Here is a 20,992-nt window from a genome sequence, read left to right on the forward strand (position 1 = left end):
CGTGTCGGCTGCACCCGAAAATGGAAAAGGAAAAGCAGTATTCGGAAAGGGTCGTCGGCGCCGGAGCAAATATCCCTGTTGCTTAGCCGAGTCCGGCGCCGCAATCCGCCACTTTCGTATCCGTATTAGTACGGAGGAAGGCCGATTTCGGCGCACGCGCAATACCGGAAGAATAGCTGCGACCTGTCGACCAGCGGTACATCTCGCCGGCAGCACAACTCAACATACCGAGAATTTGCAGGAGGGCCCCGGAGTACATGTTCGGCGCCGTGGTCGGCCGTCGGCCGAACGCGCCAGGCGGGATGCCGACATGGTCGCTCGCCAAACATGGACCACTCCCGCGTTTCAGGGTCCAGCCCAGCCCTCGCCGGCGCTTGGCGACGCTCTCAACGCCGACTTACGACACCTCGAAGTAACGTGCCTCGGCTGCGAGACGCATCGTGAGGCGGCCGAACAGGACCTCGATCCACGAGCTCGAGCGCCCCGTGGCAAGCGGTGTTCCCGATTGCGGACGAACAATATCTCGGCCAAAATCGTCGGGAAGTTCAGGAAGGATGAGCTTACAAAAAGATAGACGATGTGACGTGCAGGCCGCATCCTCATCCCTCGTAAGCTTAAGCTGCAAATACCCATCTGGGTCCCGTTGAATGTTAGCGCGCCGAAGAGCGGATCTGCTCTCAAGGCGGGTGACCTTGCATTTGATACGGAGCACAAAATGGATTCCATGCTGAATGACAGGGTCGCGGAAGGGCGGCTCGTGAGCTTGGAAGAGCAGCTTTCGAACCTCGCGCGCGAAGCAGGAGTTAGCCCTTCCGGCCCGCCGACCGGCAAGAAAGCGTTTCACGCGCCGCTAGAAGCGGTTCATCGATTGGCGGACTGGCGCCACCTGGCCATTGTCGGTTCCGTGCTGGCAGCATGCATAGGTGGCGCTGCTTGGTGGTGGTCGTCACCCAGCGATACGGCGATGGTGGCGTCCTCTGGCCACTCCTCACCTCCTGCGCAAACCCCGCCGAAGGACGCCGCGCCGAAAGACGTTGCGCCGACCGCCGCCGCACTTTCTTCCGACTTGGCGCAGCAGCTTCAACCGATGGCGCGCGATCTCGCTGCCTTGAGGCAAGCGGTCGAACAGCTTGAGGTGAGGCAAGAACAATTGGTCCGCGACCATAAAAATGTCGCAAGCCAACTCGAGGCGAGCCAAGCAGAAATGGCACGCAGCAAAGATATCATCGACCAGATCAAGGCGACCCAGGATCAGATGGCTCGCGAAAGCGAGACGGTCACCGAGCGGCTCAACGCAAGCCAGGACCAGCTGGCCGGTGTCATTGCCAACGCCGCAGAGCCGAAGGTGAGCCCCGAACAGCCAACGGTAGCCCCGGAAATACCACTGCCGCGTCCGCGGCCGTCGACCGATGTTGCCCAGGCGCGCAAACCGGCGCCAACCCCGACGCGGCCGCACGCCACCAGCAAACCGCAACCGCCGGCATGGCCATGGTCAGTGCGCTAATGCCGTGACGTGCTGCTTCCTGCGTGCCGTCGACGCGGCAACGGCCGATACCTGCACTTTGCGATCAATGAAGCAACACGAAGAGGCCGCTGGCGCTGGTCAGCGGCCTCTTGAACCTGATCTTAAATGAACGTCTTGGTGGTAAAATCTTTGCCTCAGGTCCGCCTTTATTAAACGGGGAATTTGCCACACAGTGAAGTCCCAACAGGTGCGATGCTCAACGGAACTCTTGTGACGTTGCGGGGACAACACACTTTGCGTTCGTGACGTCCTGAGTTCTAGGAACGATCTACTCGCCTGCCGCTCGGCTCCCATCGATTGGCCAAGGAAAGCCCCGCGTCTTTCATGGCTTCCCGAACCGAGGTTCGACAAACCGACCCGACGGACAGACGACGCCACACATTCGGTGTCGTCCCCGTGAAAGCACTAGCGTCTCTACACGGTTTTGGGGCGCGACAGATTGAACTCGGTGCAGCAAGAAGTGGCGTCTCTGCAGCATGTTGTATGATTCTCTCACTGGCGCTTTGATTCGAAGGAGCGCCAGCGATGCAGCCGGATTTGTCTTTGGGTGAGTTCGGGGACGTTCGTCTCGACAAAAGGGGGCGACGCTTCTCCGGGCTATGCTTTGCACGCGCAGCGTCTGCTTGCGCCAGATGGCCCGGGGCGATTGGGCTGCCAATATGGCGTTCTGGCGGTTTGTGAACAACCCCCAAGTCACGATCGATAAATTGATTGAGGGCTGGAGCGCGCAGACGCGGACTGCGGTCAGCGGGCGTCATGTGCTGGCGATCCAGGATACGAGCGAGGTCAAGTTCCAGACCCAGGCGGGACGGCGGCGCGGGCTGGGCAAAGTCGGCAAGGGCAATGCTCGCGGCGTGCTGTTGCATGCGATGATGGCGGTGGATGCCGACAGCGGGGTCTGTCTTGGCCTTACTGGCGGCAACGTTTGGACGCGCAAAGGCAAGGTAAAAATCCCGCATGAGCGGCGCGCCTTGGCCGACAAGGAGTCGGCGCGCTGGGTGACGGCCGCCGAGCAAGGCCGCGACGTCCTGGCAGATGCCCGCATGATCACCGTCGTCAACGACCGCGAGGGGGATTTCTTTGCTCACTGGGCGCTGACGCCAGCTGAGAATGTCCATCTTCTGTCGCGTGCCATGCACGACCATGCGCTGGTCGATGGCGACACACTTTATCAGGCGGTCGAGCGGAGCCGCTTCTGCGACAACGCGGTGATCGATCTGCCGCAGCGAATGGATCGGCGCGGCCGGCAGGCCCATCTCTCGATGCGCTTCGGAACCGTCGTGCTCAAGCGGCCGCAGAGGCCCGGCGTCACCGACTTGGCGGAGGGCATCAAACTCAGCTTCGTAGAAGTGGTCGAGTTGCATCCGCCGAGAGGTGCGGAGCCCATTCGCTGGCTGCTCCTGACCACTCATCCGGTCGCCACCGTTAAAGACGCCTGGCAGATCGTCTCCTGGTACCGCCAGCGCTGGATCATTGAGCAACTCTTTCGCTCGCTGAAGAGCCAGGGTTTGCGCATCGAGGATAGTCAGATCGAGAGCGCCGAAGGCCTGATCAAGCTCGTGGCGGTCGCCACCAGAGCGGCATGTATCGTCATTCAACTCGTTCAGGCCCGCAACAGTGGCGAAGAATTGCCAGCTGAATTTGTCTTCACCGCAGAAGAGATCGAGACGCTCAGGGCCATCAACAAAACCATGAAAGGTCGCACCGAGCTTCAGAAAAACCACCATCGCCCCAACACTCTTGCTTGGGCGGCATGGATCATCGCAAAACTCGGCGGATGGACCGGCTACGCCTCCCACCGTCCACCTGGACCAATCACCTTCCACACCGGAATGGCCCGCTTCCAAATCCTCGCAAATGGCCCGACAAACGTGTAGATGCACTAGCGTGAAAGCAGGGACCCAACCACCGATGGTCATTGTTGAGCAGTGCTGCAATGACGAGTCCCTCCACAACAACCGCCGCGGAGCATGGGTCCTTGCTTTCGCAGGGACGACAGCGCGTTTTCCGGAGACGACGTCGCGATTAACGGACAGGGACGATGGCGGTGAAACCGTCCTACGCCGCCCGCCGCCGTTCGCGCAGCGCGTCGCCGAAGGCTTCGAACAGGGCGCGGTTGATCGGATTGCGCTGCGGATCGTATTCGGCGTGCCACTGCACACCCAGCGCAAAACCCGGCGCATCGGCGATGCGGATCGCCTCGATGGTGCCGTCCTCGGCGATGCCCTCGATCACGACGCGCTTGCCGGGCTCGAGGATGCCCTGGCCGTGCAGCGAATTGACTCGAATGGTCTCCCGGCCGAGGATTTTTGCGAACGCGCCACCCGGCGTCAGCGCGACGTCATGACGGTCGGCGAACACAACGGTCGGGTCAGGATGGATCTCGCCATTCTCCAGCCGCGGCATCCGGTGGTTCATGCGGCCCGGAATCTCGCGGATCTCCGGATGCAGCGAACCGCCGAAGGCGACGTTCATCTCCTGCAGGCCGCGGCAGATGCCGAAGATCGGCACGCCGCGCGCGACGCAGGCTTCCGACAGCGCCAGCGCGACGTCGTCGCGGTGGATGTCGTAGGGCTCGTGGGCAGCACACGGTTCGGTGTTGAAGCGGGTCGGATGAACATTGGCGCGGGCCCCGGTCAGCACCACCCCGTCGACCACGTCGAGCAAGGCACCCACCTCGGTGATTTCGGGGCTGCCCGCGAACATCAGCGGCACCGCGCCCGACACCTCGGCAACCGCGCGAAGGTTGCGCTCCCCGACCATCTGGACTGTGAAACGATTTTCGATGCGATGGGCGTTTCCGATCACGCCGACCACGGGCCGTCTCATTATTGAAGTCTCGCGCAATGATTCTTCTAAGTTTGCGACGTTGCGGAGACGATCATGCCTTCGAGTTCCCGCCGGATCAACTGTCTATATCTGCACAGGGGGGCTTGCAGTCCTGCACAGATTCGTACCCCTCGAGACCCAAGGCCGGCCAGATGCCCACCGCTCGCGCCGGCCCCGCACCCGTCAGCGGCGAACCGGCACGACCCCGCCAGCTTGATCCCGGCGGGGTTTTCGCCAAAGACTGCTCGAAACACCGTCGCGAAGGGGAATCACCCGTGACAGACTCGGCTGACAATCGCCTGCAGGCCCGCAACGACTTGGCATGGGCGATCGCCGTCGGCGGCATCGGCGTGGTGCTGTTCGCTGCCCTGCTGACCTTCGCCTGGCATTTTGCCGCGACCTTGTTCCTGCTGTTCGCCGGCATGCTGCTCGGGGTCGCCCTCAATGCCATGACCACCCTGCTCGGCCGGCTGACCAAGCTGCCGCACGCGTTGCGGCTTGCGATCGTCTGCCTGGCGATGGCTGGGCTGCTGTCCGGCATCGTGTTCCTCGGCGGCACCACGATCGCGCAGCAGGCCACGGTGCTGAGCAACACGATCAAATCGCAGCTCGGCAGCGTCAAGGACTTCCTCGAACAGCACGGGGTCGACACCAGCTATCTCGATTTCACCAATGCCGCGGGCGAGGCGAAGGGCGAAGGCACCGCCGTCACGACAACGACGACGACACCCGCGCCGTCGCAATCTCACGGCATCCCCGGCGCCGGTGCGCTCGCCTCAAGCGGCGGCGCCATCATCAGCCAGACGCTGAAGGTGCTGCTCGGCACCGTCAGCGTCGTCGGCAACTTTTTCATCGTGCTGTTTCTCGGGCTCGCCTTCGCGGCCCAGCCCAGCATCTACCGCGCCGGGCTGTTGTTCATCGCGCCGGTCAAGTACCGCGCGCAGGCGACCATCATCGTCGACCGCATCGGCGAGACACTGGAGCGCTGGCTGATCGCGCAGATCATCACGATGACGGCGGTATTCCTCGTCACCTGGATCGGGCTTGCCATCATCGGCATTCCGAGCTCGTTCATCCTCGGCATCCAGGCCGGCCTGCTCGCCTTCATTCCGACGGTCGGCGCGATCCTCGGCGGGCTGATCGTGGTGCTCGCGAGCCTTGCGACCGGATGGATCGCGGCGCTGTCGGCCTTCATCCTGTTCCTCGGCGTCCACGCGCTGGAAAGCTACGTGCTGACGCCGATCATCCAGCGCCAGGCGCTCGACATCCCGCCGGCCACGCTGTTCGCGTTTCAGATCCTGCTCGGTGTCGTGTTCGGCATCTGGGGGCTGGCGCTGGCGCTGCCGCTGATGGCGATCGCCAAGGTGATGATCGATCACTTCAAGACCGAGGATCCGGCGCGGGCCGCTTAGAGCGTTTTCAAGCGAAGTGGGCACCGGTTCGCGTGAAGAAAACGCGCCAAAACTAGAATCAAGCACGTCAGGAGAGCAGCAGTACCGTTCCCGCGACCATCAGCATCACGCCGGCCAGCATCACCATCGGCCAGCGACTCTTCGGCGGCTGGTATCGCCCCTGCGCGCGCCGTTCGGCGATCAGCGCGGTCTCGTATTCATGCGAGTCCGAGAACAGGCAGGCGAAACCGCTGCGCGCCGAAACCGCGTCGGCTTCGAGCGACATCAGGGCTGACTGCGGATTGCGGGTGCGGATCGACTCCATGTCCGAAAGCATGGGATCGAATGGTTAACCACTCGTTACCGCACTCATGCCCGGACGCTCGCCGGCTTTTGCCGCGCCGAAGCCGGCAGGCCCGCGGTCTTGCGCCGCCAGTTCTCCAGCGAGAGCGGCAATTCCTCCGCCGCCTCGACGCGGTTGCGGCCGCCGCGCTTGGCCTGGTAGAGCGCGGTGTCGGCCGAGGCCAACAGCACCTCGAGCTCGGTGCCGGCGGGACCGCCTGCGACGCCGATGCTGACCGTGGTGTCGACCGCGCCTTCCTCGCAGGTGATGTTGCTGTTCTCGAAGGCTTCGCGCACGCGCTCGGCGACCAGCACACCCTCCTCCAGCGAGCACGGCAGCAGCGCCGCGAATTCCTCGCCGCCGATCCGGCCCGACAGATCGCTGATCCTGAGGCTGTTGACCACGACAGCGGAGAACAGCTTCAGGATCTCGTCACCCGCGGGATGGCCGAAGCGGTCGTTGATTGACTTGAAGTGATCGATGTCGAAGATCATCACGGTGACTGGCCGGCCGGCAATGGACTCGCGCTCGATCACCCGCGCGCAGGCCTCGGTGAAGCCGCGGCGGTTGAGCATGCCGCTCAGGGGGTCGATCGACGCGGCCGTCTTGTGCACGGCCACCGCGCGGTCCGACACCATCATGAAGATCACGAATACCGTGCCGATCGCGTACAGCACGAGTTCGATCGAAAACAGCGTGACCCAAAAGCTGGAGACGAAATTCTGGCCGTTCAATCGCAGCAGGTCGCCGACCAGGATCGGCAGCATCAGGACGCAACCGTGCGCGACCGGGATGACGATCGCAAGCCAGCGCCGCTGCATCGCGCGGCGGCGCTCACTCCACAGTTCGGAGGCGGTCAGCGCGGCGTAGATCGCCACGATCCCGGCGCCGATCGTCAGGCGCATCGCGGGATCCTCAACCGTCGTCACCGCCCCGATCCATGCGATCGGGCCGAGCACGAGGCCCAGCAAATTGGCCTTGCGGCCGTGGAAAATCCGCGCGGCATTCCAGACCAGGCCGCAGGCGACGAAGCCGATCGCATTGAGGCCCAGCAGAACCATCGGATCGAGCGTCGAACTACCGACCGTCCAGACCGCAACCGAGGCCGCGCCGAGCAGATAGGCGGTGCCCCACCATTTCAGCGCGGAAATGTTCTCCTGCCTGCCGAACAACCACAGCATGGCGCCGAGCATGCCCGCGACCATGGTGGCGAACAAATGAAGTGTCGATGGATCGAACGACATAAACTCACCCCAGCCCGGTGTGATGCAACGTTCGCAGGCGCAAATAAATACGGTGATGCAGCGCCATTGCGAGCCCGCAAGCTAGAAGGTGCGAGTTCCAATTTCGTTTGCACGCACACGCAAGTTTTCACGAAAAACTGCGCTAATTCGCGCCGAAGCACGGCCGGTCGGACGCAGCAAAAAGGGCGCCTCGCGGCGCCCTTTGCAACTCGATGCCCGCGGCAATTGCCGCGAATTTTAGAACTCGAATTAGCGCTTCGAGAACTGGAAGGACTTGCGGGCCTTCGCCTTGCCGTACTTCTTGCGCTCGACCGAGCGGCTGTCGCGGGTCAGGAAGCCGCCCTTTTTGAGGACGCCGCGCAGCTCGGGCTCGAAGTTGGTCAGCGCCTTCGAGATGCCGTGGCGGACAGCACCGGCCTGGCCGGAGAGACCACCGCCGGCGACGGTGCAGATCACGTCGTACTGGCCGTTACGGGCGGCAGCGACCAGCGGCTGCTGGATCATCATGCGCAGCACCGGGCGGGCGAAGTAGACTTCGAACTCGCGGGTGTTGACCGAGATCTTGCCGGAGCCCGGCTTGACCCAGACGCGGGCGACCGCATCCTTGCGCTTGCCGGTGGCGTAAGCGCGGTTGTACTTGTCGACCTTCTTGACGTACTTCGGCGCGTCGGGAGCGGCCGGCTTGACCTGCGAGAGCTGGTCGAGGGACTGCAACGTATCGGACATTATGCGGCCCTCGTGTTCTTGCGATTTAGGGAAGCGATATCGACCTTCTCGGGGCTCTGCGCTTCATGCGGATGATCGGCACCCGGATAGACGCGCAGATTGCCCATCTGCATACGGCCGAGCGGACCGCGCGGGATCATGCGCTCGATCGCCTTCTCGACGACGCGCTCCGGGAAGCGGCCCTCGAGGATCTGCTTCGCGGTGCGCTCCTTGATGCCACCGATGAAGCCGGTGTGCTTGTAGTAGGTCTTCTGGTCGCGCTTGCGACCGGTCAGCACCACATGCGCGGCGTTGACGATGATGACGTTGTCGCCGCAATCGACATGCGGGGTGTAGGTGGGCTGGTGTTTGCCGCGCAGGCGCATCGCGACGAGCGTGGCGAGACGACCGACGACCAGACCCTTGGCGTCGATCACGACCCACTTCTTCGTCACTTCGGCGGGCTTGGCCGAGAACGTGCTCATGTGTGAAATCCGTGAAAAAGAAATCGGCGCCGTATGCGCCGAACTGGCAGCTTTCTAGAGAAGCCGCGATCGCGCGTCAACGCCCACGCGCTCAAATTACATCAGAAAAAACAATGGCCTGCAATTATGGTGCAATAATACCGTAGAAAAGCCTATTGATTTGGAATGGAATAGGTCGCCGTGACATGGGCGATGGGATCGGGAGACGAGCCGGACAGCAGGTTGACCTCGCCGACCGCGAGCCGCTTGCCGAGCTTGAGCAGCCTCGCCACCGCAAGTACGTCCTGCCCCGGCTGACCCTTGCGCAGGAAGTTGATGTTGAGGTTGGTGGTCACGGCAAGGCCAACCGGCCCGATCGCCGACAGCAGCACCACGTACATCGCGAAATCCGCCAGGCCCATCAGGGTCGGCCCGGACACCGTACCGCCAGGCCGCAGCATGCGCTCGCTGAAGCGCTGGCGCAGCAGGGCCGTCTCGCCGTCGGCGCTTTCGATCCGGACATCGTCGTGGACGAACGCCTGCGGGAATTCCCTCCGCAGGAACTCCTCCACGTCAGCCACGCTCATTTTCGCAGTCGCCATGCCGTCCCTGCCCTCGCTTCAGCCTGCCTGTTACATTAAGTTGTCACAGAGACCAAAGTGGAATTTCAGCATGTCCGCCCAAGCCGCCCGCGCCGAAGCGCCGCAACACCAGCCGATCCTGCTGCGCGAGACCGTCGGCAGTATCGCGCTACTGACGCTCAATCGGCCCGGAGCGCGCAACAGCCTCTCCGAGGGCCTGATCGCCGAGCTGCACGCCGCCCTGAACGATGTCGGCGGCGACAAGCGCATCCGCGCCGTCGTGCTCGCCGCCAACGGCCCGGCTTTCTGCGCCGGCCACGACCTCAAGGAGCTTACCGCGCGCCGTAGCGATGCCGACCGCGGCCGCGCCTATTTCGCGCAAATCATGAACGCCTGCAGCGCGATGATGCAGGCCATCGTGCGCCTTCCGAAGCCGGTGGTCGCATCCATCCAGGGCATCGCCACCGCGGCCGGCTGCCAGCTGGTCGCAAGTTGCGACCTCGCGGTCGCCTCCGAAGCGGCGGCGTTCGCGACGCCGGGCGTCGACATCGGGCTGTTCTGCTCGACGCCGATGGTGGCGCTGTCGCGCAACGTGCCGCGCAAACAGGCCATGGAGATGCTGCTGACCGGAGAGCCGGTCTCGGCGGCAACGGCGCAGAGCATCGGCCTCGTCAACCGCGTGGTATCCGCTGGCACCGAACGCGACGCCGCGATCGCGCTGGCCGAGAAGGTCGCGCTGAAATCGGCCTACACCGTCAAGCTCGGCAAGGAAGCGTTCTATCGCCAGGCCGAGATGAACCTCGCCGATGCCTATCGCTTCGCCGCCGAGGTGATGACCGAAAACATGATGGCGCGCGACGCCGAGGAAGGCATCGGTGCCTTCATCGAGAAGCGCGATCCGAAGTGGCAGGACAAGTGACGACCTGAGGTCGTCATTCCGGGATGGTGCATTAGCACCAGACCCGGAATCTCGAGATTCCGGGTTCTCGCTGCGCGGGCCCCGGAATGACAAACCCGGAAGAAAAATGAATCACGACGCCTACGACGACAACTACATCCGCAGCATTCTGAACAACGTCAAGACCATCGCGATGGTCGGCGCCTCGCCGGTCAATGTGCGGCCGAGCTATTTCGCGTTCAAATATCTGGCGCAGCGCGGCTACGACATGATCCCGGTCAACCCCGGCCATGTCGGCAAGACGCTGATGGGCAAGCCGTTCGTCGCCTCGCTTGCGGACATCGATCGGCCGATCGACATGATCGACATCTTCCGCAATTCAAGCCACATCATGCCCGTGGTCGAGGAGGCGCTGAAATTGTCGACGCCGCCGAAGGTGATCTGGATGCAGCTTGGCGCACGCGACGACGCCGCGGCCGAGAAGGCGGAAGCCGCGGGCCTCAAAGTGGTGATGAACCGCTGCCCGAAGATCGAGTATGGCCGGCTGTCGTCGGAGATCTCGTGGATGGGCGTCAACTCGCGCACGCTGAGTTCCAAGCGTGCGCCGATCCCGACGCAGGGCATGCGGCTGTCGCTCAATCGCACGAGCTTCGGCGGCGGACAGACCGCGGCGTCCGACCGCGCGGCAAAGAACAAGACCGAGACGACCTGACATCGCGGCGGAATAATCGCTGCGATCATCCGGTATAGCGCGGGATGCCTCTCCAAAAACTGGCGATGCGCCCAACTCGCTTGACGGCGGGCGCCGTCGCCATCAGCATGCCGCGCGTTTCGACCAGGCCACAACAGGATACTAAAGAATGACCGATCGCCTTCCGGGATTTTCCACCCTCGCCGTGCACGCCGGCGCGCAGCCTGATCCCACCACCGGCGCGCGGGCGACACCGATCTACCAGACCACGTCATTCGTCTTCAACGATGCCGACCACGCGGCCTCGCTGTTCGGCCTGCAGGCTTTCGGCAACATCTATACCCGCATCGGCAACCCGACCAATGCCGTGCTCGAGGAACGTGTCGCAGCCCTCGAAGGCGGCACCGCGGCGCTCGCCGTCGCTTCCGGTCACGCGGCGCAGGTCGTCGTGCTGCAGCAGCTGTTGAAGCCCGGCGATGAGATCATCGCGGCACGCAAGCTCTATGGCGGCTCGATCAACCAGTTCACGCACGCCTTCAAGGCGTTCGGCTGGAACGTGGCCTGGGCCGACCCAGATGAGATCGAAAGCTTCGAGCGCGCGGTGACGCCGCACACCAAGGCGATCTTCATCGAGTCGATCGCCAACCCGGCCGGCAGCATCACCGATATCGAGGCGATCGCCGCCGTTGCGCGCAAGGCCGGCGTGCCGCTGATCGTCGACAACACGCTGGCCTCGCCCTATCTGATCAAGCCGATCGACCACGGCGCCGACATCGTCGTGCACTCCCTGACCAAGTTCCTCGGCGGTCACGGCAACTCACTCGGCGGCATCATCGTCGATGCCGGCACCTTCGACTGGTCGAAGGACAACAAATATCCGATGCTGAGCGAGCCGCGCCCGGAATATCACGGCATCCGGATCCAGGAGACCTTCGGCAACTTCGCCTTCGCGATCGCCTGCCGCGTGCTCGGCCTGCGCGACCTCGGCCCCGCGCTGTCGCCGTTCAACGCCTTCATGATCCTGACCGGCATCGAGACGCTGCCGCTGCGCATGCAGAAGCACTGCGACAACGCCAAGGCGGTGGCGGAATTCCTCTCCACCCACCCCGCCGTGTCGGCGGTGAACTATGCCGGCCTGCCCGGCGACAGGTACAACGCCTTGCAGCGCAAATATGCGCCGAAGGGAGCCGGGGCGGTGTTCACGTTTAGCCTTAAGGGCGGCTATGACGCCGGCGTCAATCTGGTGTCGAACCTGCAGCTGTTCTCGCATCTCGCCAATGTCGGCGACACCCGCTCGCTGGTGATCCATCCGGCCTCCACCACCCACAGCCAGCTCGACGACGCCGCCAAGGTGAGGTCGGGCGCGGCGCCCGAGGTGGTGCGGCTTTCGATCGGCATCGAGGACAAGGAAGACCTGATTGCCGACCTCGACCAGGCCCTGCGCGCCTGATCCCGCACTTGTTCCGGAGCGGTGCGCCGCATCGCTCCGGCAGCTTGCCCAAGGCGGCGGGCCTCCCGTTAACGCTTAATACCGACGGGCCTCTCGTTAACGTTCAATCCGGCTTAAAGTGGCAGTGATAGGCTCCGGATGATTCGGGAGACCATTGATGCTGCGCTGGACATTGCCGCTCGCGATCGCATTGTTTGCGATCCCGCCTGCTGACGCCGCCGACGGCCCGGCCGTCGCCAAGAGCGCGACCGTCAAGGCCGCGCGCCAGCTGCCGGCGGGCCTGCCGCACCGGCATTACGCCTACCGCACCACGATCACATCGCCGACCTATGTGCGGCGCGGACGCCAGCTCGTGGTCGTCGAGCAGCCCGTGGTGATCCCGCTCAATTCCGAGCCGTATATCCCGTTCGTGCCCGGCGAACCGCTGCTGCCGGGGTCGTCGTCGCTGCCCGGCTATTACGGCAACTGGCACTCCTACAACTATTTCGGCCCGTACTACGGCGGTGCCTATGTGACCTATTGGGACCGCCTGCCCTACGCCTGTGGCGTCTACGGCTACTGCTAGCGCGGACCGATCGGGTGGCCAGATCGCCGCAGAAATCCAGCGCACCGGCTTCGGGGAATGCGGTGACCGCCGATCTCGTCGCGGTGCTGGTCGCCGTCACCGAGGGCACGCCGAAGATCATGACCATCGCCGGCGGCTCTGCGCTGCCGAGCGGCCCGTTCGAGTTCACCCATCGCTCGCTGCAGACCGCGCTGCGGGCCTGGGTCGAAGCGCAGACCGGCCACCCGCTCGGCTATGTCGAGCAGCTCTACACCTTTGCCGACCGCGGCCGCTCCGGCGATGCCAAGGGACCGCATAGCGTCTCGATCAGCTATCTCGGCTTGACCCGCGAGGATCGGGTCGGCGAAGGCTTTGAGGCGCACTGGTCCGGCTGGTACGACTACTTCCCCTGGGAGGATCATCGCGCCGGCGCGCCGGCCTTCCTGGCCAAGACGATCGCGCCGAAGCTCAAAACGTGGGCGAAGGCGGCGCCGTCGCCAACGCTGCAGCGCGAGCGTTGGCAGCGTTGCGCCATCACTTTTGGACTCGACGATCGCGACTGGAACGAAGAGCTGGTGCTGCAACGCTATGAGCTGCTCTACGAGGCCGCGCTGATCCCGGAAGCCGGACGCGGGCATGCCCGCGAGGCGCCGGTCGTGCCGGGCAAGCCGATGACGGCGGATCATCGCCGCATTCTCGCGACCGGGATCGCGCGGCTGCGCGCCAAGATCAAATACCGTCCGGTGGTATTCGAGCTGATGCCGGCCGAGTTCACTCTGCTGCAACTGCAACGCAGTGTTGAGGCGCTCGCAGGCCGGCTGGTCCACAAGCAGAACTTCCGCCGGCTGATCGAGCAGCAGGAACTCGTTGAAGAGACTGGCGCAATGGCCGCCGATACCGTCGGCCGGCCGGCCAAGCTATTCCGCTTCCGCCATGCCGTGCTGGCCGAACGGGCCGTCGCCGGCACCAAGCTCCCGCTTTCGCGCACTTGACACGCCTTATGCTCAGGATAAGTATAAGCCATCTTATGCTCACGGAGAGTATAAATGGTTGCACTCGATACCGATCTGCTCACCCGCACCGCGCCGCTTTATGAGCGCGTCAAACGCGTCATCCCGCCGTTCGAATGGGCCACGTTCGCCGAGGACGTCGATGCGATCCTCGCGCTGAAACGCCGCCGCAACGCGGTGGTGCTGGCGCATAATTACCAGACGCCGGAGATCTTCCACGGCGTCGCCGATATCGTCGGCGACAGCCTGTTGCTCGCGCGCGAAGCAACCAAGGTCGATGCCGATGTCATCGTGCTCGCGGGCGTGCACTTCATGGCCGAGACCGCGAAGCTACTCAATCCGGCCAAGACCGTGCTGATCCCCGACCTCAAGGCCGGTTGCTCGCTGGCGGATTCCATCACCGCGCAGGACGTGCGGCTGATGCGCGCGCGCTACCCGGACGCACCGGTCGTCGCCTATGTCAACACCTCGACCGCGGTGAAGGCCGAGTCCGACATCTGCTGCACGTCGGGCAATGCGCTGAAGGTGGTTGAATCGCTCGGCGCCGAGCGCGTCATCATGCTCCCGGATGAATATCTGGCGCAGAACATCGCCAAGCAGACCAGCAAGAAGATCATCGCCTGGAAGGGCCACTGCGAGGTGCACGAGCTGTTCACCGCCGATGACGTGCGTCAGCTGCGCGAGGATCATCCCGATGTCACCATCCTGGCGCATCCGGAATGCCCGCCCGAGGTGGTCGCCGAAGCGGACTTTGCCGGGTCGACGGCTGCGATGCAGTCGTTCGTCGAGACCAAACGTCCGCCGCGCGTCGTGCTGCTGACGGAATGCTCGATGAGCGACAACATCGCCGCGCTAAATCCCGGTGTCGACTTCGTCCGCCCCTGCAATCTCTGTCCGCACATGAAGCGGATCACGCTGAAGAACATCCGTCACGCGCTGGAGACCAACCAGCACGAGGTCACCATCGACCCTGCGATCGCCGATCGCGCGCGCAAGAGCGTCGAAAGGATGCTGGCGATATGAGCACCGATATCTCCGATCTCAACGGCCGCCCGGTGATCATCGGCGGCGGTGCCGCCGGGCTGATGACCGCGCTTCAGCTCGCCCCCGAGCCGGTCGTGCTGCTGTCGAGGTCGCCGCTCGGCGCGGAAGCTTCCAGCATGTGGGCTCAGGGCGGCCTTGCGGCGCCGGTCGGCGCCGATGACAGCCCTGCCCTGCATCTCGTCGATACGCTTGCGGCCGGCGCCGGCCTTTGCGACGCGGCCGCCGCGAGCCGGATCGTCCACGCCGCGCCCGCCGCCGCCGAGCAGCTGGCGAGGCTCGGCGTCGCCTTCGACCGGCACGCCGACGGCAGCTGGCGCCTCGGGCTCGAGGCCGCACACCGCCGCAACCGCATCGTGCACGCCACCGGCGACGGTACCGGACGCGAGATCATGCGCGCGCTGATCGCGGCGGTCCGGCGCACACCATCGATCACGCTGCTGGAAGGCGTCGAGGCGCGCCGGCTGCTGGTCGAGGACAATGCGGTCAGGGGCGTGCTTGCAGCCAACGCAAGCGGCGCGCTGACGATCACGACCAATCGCGTGGTGATCGCGACCGGCGGCATCGGTGGGCTGTTCGCCGACAGCACCAATCCCGGCGGGTGTTTCGGCCAGGGGCTCGCACTTGCCGCACAGGCCGGCGCGAAACTGTCGGACATCGAGTTCGTCCAGTTTCATCCGACCGCGTTCGACGGGCCGTCGCGCCCGATGCCGCTGCTGACCGAGGCGATCCGTGGCGATGGCGCGGTGTTGATCGACGAGACCGGCGAGCGCTTCATGGCCGATCAGCCCGGCGCCGAGCTCGCGCCACGCGACATCGTCGCGCGCGCCGTCTGGCGCCACCGCGCCGCGGGGCATCGCACCTTCCTCGACGCGCGCCAACATCCGGGCGCGGAGTTTGCGCAGCGCTATCCCGTGATCAGCGCGTTCTGCAAGATGGCCGGCATCGATCCCGCCCATGATCCGATCCCGATCCGGCCGGCGGTTCACTACCACATGGGCGGCATCACGGTTGACGGTTTTGGCCGCAGCACGGTGCAGGGCCTGTGGGCCTGCGGCGAGGCCGCGCGCACCGGGTTGCACGGTGCCAACCGCCTCGCCAGCAACTCGCTGATGGAAGCGATCGTCTGCGCGCGCTGGGTCGCCGAAAGCATCGAAAGCGTGAGTGCGGGCCCGCGCGCCATGCTGCGCGACGATGCGATGCCACAGGCTTCCGATCCCTCCGCCGTGCGACCGATCCTCACCCAGGGCCTCGGCGTCCTGCGCGACCGCGACGGGATCGCCCGCGCGATCCGCAGTCTCTATCCACTCGCATGCGGTCACAGTGCGGCGTCCGACGCAGCATTGGTCGGATTGATGGTCGCGGTTGCCGCCATCCGGCGTGAGGAAAGCCGCGGCGGCCACTTCCGCACCGATTTCCCGCACATTGCTGCGTCGGCCGTTCCGTCGTCCCTTACCCGCGCCGATGCACTCGCCGCCGCGCGCGACATCGTCGAATCCACGCCATTTGCCAGGAGTGCCCTGTCATGACCCTCACCCCCCTGTTGCCGCTGATCTATGAGCCGATCGTGCACACCGCGCTGCGCGAGGATCTCGGCCGCGCCGGCGATATCACCGCAGACGCCATCGTGCTGGCCGGCCAGCAGGCGCGGCTGGTGATGCGGGCGCGGCAGCCCGGCGTGATCGCCGGGCTCGATGTCGCGCAGTCAGCCTTCCAGACGGTGTCGCCGGCCATCACGCTGCGCGCCGAACGGCCCGACGGCAGCGCGGTCGAACCCGACCAGGTCATCGCGATCATCGACGGCCCGGCCCGCAGCCTGCTCACCGCCGAGCGGACCGCGCTCAACTTCCTCTGCCATCTGAGCGGTGTCGCCACCGCAACGGCTACGCTGGTCAAGGCCGTGGCGGGCACCCGCGCGCAGATCGTCTGCACCCGCAAGACCACGCCGGGACTGCGTGCACTGGAGAAATATGCGGTGCGCGCCGGCGGCGGCGGCAATCATCGCTTCGGCCTCGACGATGCCGTGCTCATCAAGGACAACCACATCGCGCTCGCCGGCGGCATCCGCACCGCGATCGAGCGCGCCAAGGCCAATGCCGGCCATCTCGTCAAGATCGAGGTCGAGGTCGACACGCTGTCGCAGCTCGAAGAGGCGCTGACGCTCGGCGTCGACGCGGTGCTGCTCGACAACATGACGACCGAGCAGCTCAGCCAGGCGGTCGACATGGCGCGCGGCAAGGCGATCACCGAAGCCTCCGGCCGCATCACCGCGGCGACGGCCGCAGCGATTGCCGCAACCGGCGTCGACCTGATCTCGGTCGGCTGGGTGACCCACAGCTCGGCCGCGCTCGATATCGGGCTCGACTATCTGTCCTGATCGATCAAAGAGGTTGATCGATCAACCGGGCTGGCCGACCGCAACGAGGGTCGGCTGATCCCGCTCGGTCCGGCGCGCGGCGAAGCGCTCGGCCTGCAGCACCGCTAGTGTCAGCACGACGATGGCGACGGCCTGGTGCGTCAGCGCCAGATCGATCGGCACCTGATGCAGCAGCGTCAGAATGCCGAGCGTCGCCTGCAGCGTGATCGCAGCCACCAGCCACCAGGCCCCCGCGATCACAGCGCCGCCGGCGCGCGCGCGCATGGCATCGATCGCATGTGCGATCGCCAGCGCGAACAGCAGATAGGCGGTCATGCGATGTTCGAACTGCACCGTCAGCGTGTTGTCGAACAGATTGCGCCACCACGGTGTCTCGAACCAAAGCCGGTCAGCCGACGGAATGAAGCCGCCGTCGATGTCGGGCCAGGTATTATAAACCCTGCCCGCGCGCAGCCCCGCGACCAGCGCGCCGAAATAGAGCTGCACGAAGGTCAGCACGAGCAGCACCGCGCTCGTGAGCTTCAGCCTGAGCGGCGCGATCACGCTTGGGCGGTCGGTCAGGCGCCGCAGCGTCCAGACGATCGCCGCGAAGATCAAGAGCGCCAGCACCAGATGCGTCGCCAGCCGATACTGCGATACCTCGATGCGTTCAGAGAGGCCGGACGCGACCATCCACCAGCCGACGCCGCCCTGCAGCGCGCCGAGGCCGAAAATCACCCACAATCGCCGGCCGAGTTCGCCGCTCACCGCGCCGCGCCACAGGAAATACAGGAACGGCAGCAGATAGGCCGCGCCGATCACGCGACCAAGCAGCCGGTGGCCCCACTCCCACCAGAAGATCGTCTTGAATTGCTCGAGCGTCATCCCGGCGTTGAGCTCGCGATATTGCGGGATCCTCTTGTAGCCCTCGAAAGCCTGGCTCCACTGCGCCTCGGTCAGCGGCGGCAGCGTGCCGGTCACCGGCTTCCATTCGACAATCGACAGGCCGGATTCGGTTAGCCGCGTGGCGCCGCCGACCAAGACCATCAGGGCGATCAGGGCGGCCACCGCGACCAGCCATACCCTGACGGCGCGGAGCTGCGATGTCTTTGCGGAAATACCGGCCATTTCGCCCTGACTTGATTGGATTTTCGGGCCCCTTATAGTCCGCCCCGCCCGCGGCGCAAGCGCCGCCCGGAGTTCTCGTTCCGATCAAGTCGGAAGGAAGCTCCAGAATGTTGTTTTGACGCGTTTTCTTTGCGCGAACCGTACCCGCTTCGCGCGAAAGCGCCCTGGATCACGAGTCGTACATATTCGCCATGGCCATACGCACCCGCAAACTGCTCGGTACCATCTTCCTGCTGATCCTGGTGGTGGCGTGGTCGCTGCTTGGCATGACGGTCGCGCAGACGCCGTGGCTTGCCAATTCGGGGCTGCTGCAGGCGATCTTCTACGTCGTCGCCGGGCTCGGCTGGGTGCTGCCGGCAATGCCGATCGTCGCCTGGATGTCGCGGCCCGATCGCGCCTAAGTAACGTTCTGGTCGCGCGCGCTGCGCGTCGGCCGCACCGGCGCGAACATCACGCCCGACAGCAGCACCCGCATCATCCGCAATGAGCGCACGCGGCCGTCCCATGCGATGCGCGGCAGCGCGTGGAGGTTGGTGCGCCCCTGCGCCTCGACGACCCCTGGTATGGTCGACACCGCGCTGGCAAAGCCGGCCTCCTCGGCCATCACGACATGCGGACGGCCGAACGCATCGCGGTCCCCGAACGGGAATGCGAAATGCCTGACCTGGCGCCCAAGCGCGCTCTCGGCCACCGCCTTGCCCATCGCCATCTCGCGCTGCGCGTCGGCATCCCTGAGGCTCGACAGCGCCGGATAGTTCACGGTGGCGCTGCCGAACGTCACGTTCGGATCGGCGGCAAGCTTCGCCAGATCCTGCCAGTCGAGTGACGCATTGCGTGACAATTGGGCCGCGTCGGCCGAATAGCGCCTGGCGAGATCGTTCAGCGCGTAGGACAGGTCTGACGGCGGCAGCTTGCGCAGCCAGCCGGACAGGAAATCGAACAGCTCGAATTTGTCCGAGAGATTTGAAATCGCGAAGTGCCGCTCCCGGCCGTCGATCATCATGCTGATGCGGTTTTCGCGCGCGATGATGTCCTCCAGCACCAGCCACCACGCCACGCCCACGCCATCCGGGAAAGCCGTCGGCAGATACAGGGTGAAGGGGACGCGGTGCCTGGCAAGCACCGGCCAGGCATGGGTGATGATGTCCTTGCTGGCGCCGTCAAAGGTCAGGCAGGCAAAGCGTCGACGCTCCGGCAAGGTCACCGCGCGGCGGCAAGCCTCGTCAATCCCGACGAGGTCATACTGCCAGCGCTTCAACGCTCGGATCGTGCGATCGAGGAAAGCCGGCGTGATCGCCTGGGACTTCAGCGGCTGAAACCGGCCGCGTCGCGCGGGACGAACGCGGGCGAAGCGCAGGATCACCCCGGCGCCGCCGCTCTCGCGTTCCCGCAGCTTGAAGGCGCCACTGAAATACGCGAGCTCCATTCGGGCCCGTCGTAAAATCCCGCTGTCCGGCGCCAAGATCCCCGTCCTTGTCAGGCGGTTCCCGCAAACCGCCGCGGCATTGTTCTTACTCTTTGTTGACATTTCCCTGCGAAGGTCGGCCCCAGCCGAGAACTGTAAATTAATACCTAAAAAAAATTTGGGTTCCGAGATGATCATGGCGGCGGCAATCGAAGGCCAGACGGCTGAGACGCGGGCGTGGCCGAACGCAATCCGCGTTGCCGGCGTCGACATCTTTCATGATCTCACCGCGGCCGAAGCGACCTGGCGCGGCTTCGAGACATCGGAGCACAGCTACACGCCCTATCAGCGGTTCGATTTCCTCGCCAGCTGGCAGCGTCAGGTCGGCGAGCGCGAGGGCCTGCGGCCCTTCATCGTCGTCGCGCATGACAGCGAACGCCGGCCGCTGCTGCTGCTGCCGCTCGCAATCGAGTCCCGCCTCGGCGCGAACTGCGCGAGCTTCATGGGCGGCAAGCATGCGACCTTCAACATGGCGCTGTGCGAGAAGGATTTCGCCGCCAACGCGACGGAAGCTGACATCGCGGCTCTGATCGGATCGATCGCCGAACGTTCCCGCGCCGACGCGCTCGTGCTCTGCCAGCAGCCGCTGCGCTGGCAGGACCTCCCGAATCCGCTGGCGCTGCTGCCGCGTCAGCCTTCGGTCAACGACTGCCCGGTGCTGGCGATCGAGCCCGGCGCGGCACCGGCGGCGCTGGTCAGCAACTCGTTCCGCCGCCGCCTCAAGGGCAAGGAGCGCAAGTTGCAGGCGCTGCCCGGCTACCGCTATTACGTCGCGAGCGAGAGCGCCGATGTCTGTCGCCTGCTCGACTGGTTCTTCCGCGTCAAGCCGCAGCGCATGGCCGAGCAGAAGCTGCCGAACGTGTTCGCCGAGCCGGGTATCGAGCAGTTCATTCGTGCCGCCTGCCTCGCGCCGCGCGCCGACGGCAACGGGTATGCGATCGACATCCACGCGCTGGAGTGCGACGAGGAAGTGATCGCGATCTTCGCCGGCGTGTCCGACGGTCATCGCTTCTCGATGATGTTCAACACCTACACGATGTCGGCCAATTCCAAGTTCAGCCCCGGCCTGATCCTGATGCGCGATATCATCGATCGCCATGCCGGCCTGAACTACCGCGCTCTGGATCTCGGCATCGGCTCGGACGAGTACAAGCGGCTGTTCTGCAAGGACGATGAAGCCGTCGTCGACAGCTTCATTCCGCTCAGCTTGCGCGGCAAGCCGGCGGCCAGTGCGCTGTCAGCCATCAATCGCGCCAAGCGCGCCGTGAAGCAAAATCCGGCGCTGTTCGAGATTGCGCAGAACCTGCGCAGCATGTTCCGCTGAGTG

At 64.9% G+C, this 20,992-nt stretch carries 21 protein-coding genes; 13 read left to right on the forward strand and 8 right to left on the reverse strand.

Translation table 11 applies throughout. The features are described 5' to 3' along the window. Positions 1 to 715: 715 nt before the first annotated feature. A complete protein-coding gene (locus tag ACSKB9_RS04780) occupies positions 716 to 1,504 on the forward strand; it encodes a hypothetical protein (protein ID WP_438071828.1) in 789 nt (262 codons plus the stop codon). Between the two features lie 680 nt (positions 1,505 to 2,184). Next, complete coding sequence (locus tag ACSKB9_RS04785; protein WP_438071829.1) at positions 2,185 to 3,402, forward strand: IS4 family transposase; 1,218 nt, start codon at positions 2,185 to 2,187, stop codon at positions 3,400 to 3,402. Positions 3,403 to 3,583: 181 nt separating this feature from the next. On the opposite strand, the gene ACSKB9_RS04790 is transcribed toward ACSKB9_RS04785, so the two are convergent. Further along, positions 3,584 to 4,354, reverse strand: a complete 771-nt coding sequence (locus ACSKB9_RS04790) for a gamma-glutamyl-gamma-aminobutyrate hydrolase family protein (protein ID WP_021079122.1) — start codon at positions 4,352 to 4,354, stop codon at positions 3,584 to 3,586. Positions 4,355 to 4,629: 275 nt separating this feature from the next. On the opposite strand from ACSKB9_RS04790, the gene ACSKB9_RS04795 reads away from it, so the two are divergent. Then, positions 4,630 to 5,766: an AI-2E family transporter gene (locus ACSKB9_RS04795; RefSeq protein WP_438071830.1), complete on the forward strand. Its 1,137-nt coding sequence runs from the start codon at positions 4,630 to 4,632 to the stop codon at positions 5,764 to 5,766. Between the two features lie 67 nt (positions 5,767 to 5,833). Here the strand turns inward: ACSKB9_RS04795 and ACSKB9_RS04800 are convergent, their stop codons facing one another. The 5 genes from ACSKB9_RS04800 to ACSKB9_RS04820 all read right to left on the reverse strand — a co-directional run bounded on the left by ACSKB9_RS04800 (position 5,834) and on the right by ACSKB9_RS04820 (position 9,103). Further along, positions 5,834 to 6,070 carry a hypothetical protein gene (locus ACSKB9_RS04800; RefSeq protein WP_028333932.1) on the reverse strand — a complete coding sequence of 79 codons (237 nt, stop codon included), beginning with the start codon at positions 6,068 to 6,070 and terminating at the stop codon, positions 5,834 to 5,836. Positions 6,071 to 6,114: 44 nt separating this feature from the next. After that, positions 6,115 to 7,332: a GGDEF domain-containing protein gene (locus tag ACSKB9_RS04805; protein WP_438071831.1), complete on the reverse strand. Its 1,218-nt coding sequence runs from the start codon at positions 7,330 to 7,332 to the stop codon at positions 6,115 to 6,117. A 249-nt stretch (positions 7,333 to 7,581) separates the two neighbouring features. Then, on the reverse strand, positions 7,582 to 8,058 hold the full coding sequence (rpsI, locus tag ACSKB9_RS04810) for a 30S ribosomal protein S9 (RefSeq protein ID WP_028333930.1): 477 nt from the start codon (positions 8,056 to 8,058) through the stop codon (positions 7,582 to 7,584). Then, entirely contained in the window at positions 8,058 to 8,522 is a 465-nt protein-coding gene (rplM, locus tag ACSKB9_RS04815) for a 50S ribosomal protein L13 (protein ID WP_438071832.1), read from the reverse strand. The genes rpsI and rplM overlap by 1 nt, the downstream gene beginning before the upstream one ends. Before the next feature lie 152 nt (positions 8,523 to 8,674). Next, a complete protein-coding gene (locus ACSKB9_RS04820; RefSeq protein WP_028340177.1) occupies positions 8,675 to 9,103 on the reverse strand; it encodes a PaaI family thioesterase in 429 nt (142 codons plus the stop codon). Between the two features lie 70 nt (positions 9,104 to 9,173). Between ACSKB9_RS04820 and ACSKB9_RS04825 the strand changes: the two genes are divergently transcribed. The 8 genes from ACSKB9_RS04825 (at position 9,174) to nadC (ending at position 17,093) form a co-directional block, all read left to right on the forward strand. After that, positions 9,174 to 10,001 (forward strand): enoyl-CoA hydratase, encoded by an 828-nt coding sequence (locus ACSKB9_RS04825; RefSeq protein ID WP_229192756.1) that lies wholly within the window; start codon positions 9,174 to 9,176, stop codon positions 9,999 to 10,001. Positions 10,002 to 10,107: 106 nt separating this feature from the next. Further along, positions 10,108 to 10,692 (forward strand): CoA-binding protein, encoded by a 585-nt coding sequence (locus ACSKB9_RS04830; RefSeq protein ID WP_057020656.1) that lies wholly within the window; start codon positions 10,108 to 10,110, stop codon positions 10,690 to 10,692. 148 nt (positions 10,693 to 10,840) lie between these two features. Next, positions 10,841 to 12,121 (forward strand): O-acetylhomoserine aminocarboxypropyltransferase, encoded by a 1,281-nt coding sequence (locus tag ACSKB9_RS04835; RefSeq protein ID WP_141342882.1) that lies wholly within the window; start codon positions 10,841 to 10,843, stop codon positions 12,119 to 12,121. Positions 12,122 to 12,278: 157 nt separating this feature from the next. Next, complete coding sequence (locus tag ACSKB9_RS04840) at positions 12,279 to 12,686, forward strand: hypothetical protein (RefSeq protein ID WP_018271884.1); 408 nt, start codon at positions 12,279 to 12,281, stop codon at positions 12,684 to 12,686. Positions 12,687 to 12,805: 119 nt separating this feature from the next. Next, positions 12,806 to 13,657, forward strand: coding sequence for an NUDIX hydrolase (locus ACSKB9_RS04845; protein WP_233475385.1), 852 nt, complete (start codon positions 12,806 to 12,808; stop codon positions 13,655 to 13,657). 54 nt (positions 13,658 to 13,711) lie between these two features. Then, a complete protein-coding gene (gene nadA / locus ACSKB9_RS04850; RefSeq protein WP_438071833.1) occupies positions 13,712 to 14,698 on the forward strand; it encodes a quinolinate synthase NadA in 987 nt (328 codons plus the stop codon). Continuing rightward, positions 14,695 to 16,245 carry an L-aspartate oxidase gene (locus ACSKB9_RS04855; protein WP_438071834.1) on the forward strand — a complete coding sequence of 517 codons (1,551 nt, stop codon included), beginning with the start codon at positions 14,695 to 14,697 and terminating at the stop codon, positions 16,243 to 16,245. The genes nadA and ACSKB9_RS04855 overlap by 4 nt, the downstream gene beginning before the upstream one ends. Continuing rightward, the gene (nadC, locus tag ACSKB9_RS04860) at positions 16,242 to 17,093 is read left to right on the forward strand and encodes a carboxylating nicotinate-nucleotide diphosphorylase (RefSeq protein ID WP_438071835.1); all 852 of its coding nucleotides are present in this window, start codon (positions 16,242 to 16,244) and stop codon (positions 17,091 to 17,093) included. The genes ACSKB9_RS04855 and nadC overlap by 4 nt, the downstream gene beginning before the upstream one ends. A gap of 21 nt (positions 17,094 to 17,114) precedes the next feature. Here the strand turns inward: nadC and ACSKB9_RS04865 are convergent, their stop codons facing one another. Next, positions 17,115 to 18,200, reverse strand: a complete 1,086-nt coding sequence (locus ACSKB9_RS04865) for a COX15/CtaA family protein (RefSeq protein ID WP_438071836.1) — start codon at positions 18,198 to 18,200, stop codon at positions 17,115 to 17,117. 191 nt (positions 18,201 to 18,391) lie between these two features. Between ACSKB9_RS04865 and ACSKB9_RS04870 the strand changes: the two genes are divergently transcribed. After that, positions 18,392 to 18,601, forward strand: coding sequence for a DUF2842 domain-containing protein (locus ACSKB9_RS04870; protein ID WP_438071837.1), 210 nt, complete (start codon positions 18,392 to 18,394; stop codon positions 18,599 to 18,601). Here the strand turns inward: ACSKB9_RS04870 and ACSKB9_RS04875 are convergent. Further along, a complete protein-coding gene (locus ACSKB9_RS04875) occupies positions 18,598 to 19,626 on the reverse strand; it encodes a polysaccharide deacetylase family protein (RefSeq protein ID WP_438080062.1) in 1,029 nt (342 codons plus the stop codon). The genes ACSKB9_RS04870 and ACSKB9_RS04875 overlap by 4 nt on opposite strands. A 169-nt stretch (positions 19,627 to 19,795) precedes the next feature. Between ACSKB9_RS04875 and ACSKB9_RS04880 the strand changes: the two genes are divergently transcribed. Then, positions 19,796 to 20,989: a GNAT family N-acetyltransferase gene (locus ACSKB9_RS04880; protein ID WP_438071838.1), complete on the forward strand. Its 1,194-nt coding sequence runs from the start codon at positions 19,796 to 19,798 to the stop codon at positions 20,987 to 20,989. The last annotated feature ends 3 nt before the right edge of the window (positions 20,990 to 20,992 follow it).

Source organism: Bradyrhizobium sp. BR 1433, from assembly GCF_051547665.1.
GTDB lineage: Bacteria > Pseudomonadota > Alphaproteobacteria > Rhizobiales > Xanthobacteraceae > Bradyrhizobium > Bradyrhizobium australafricanum.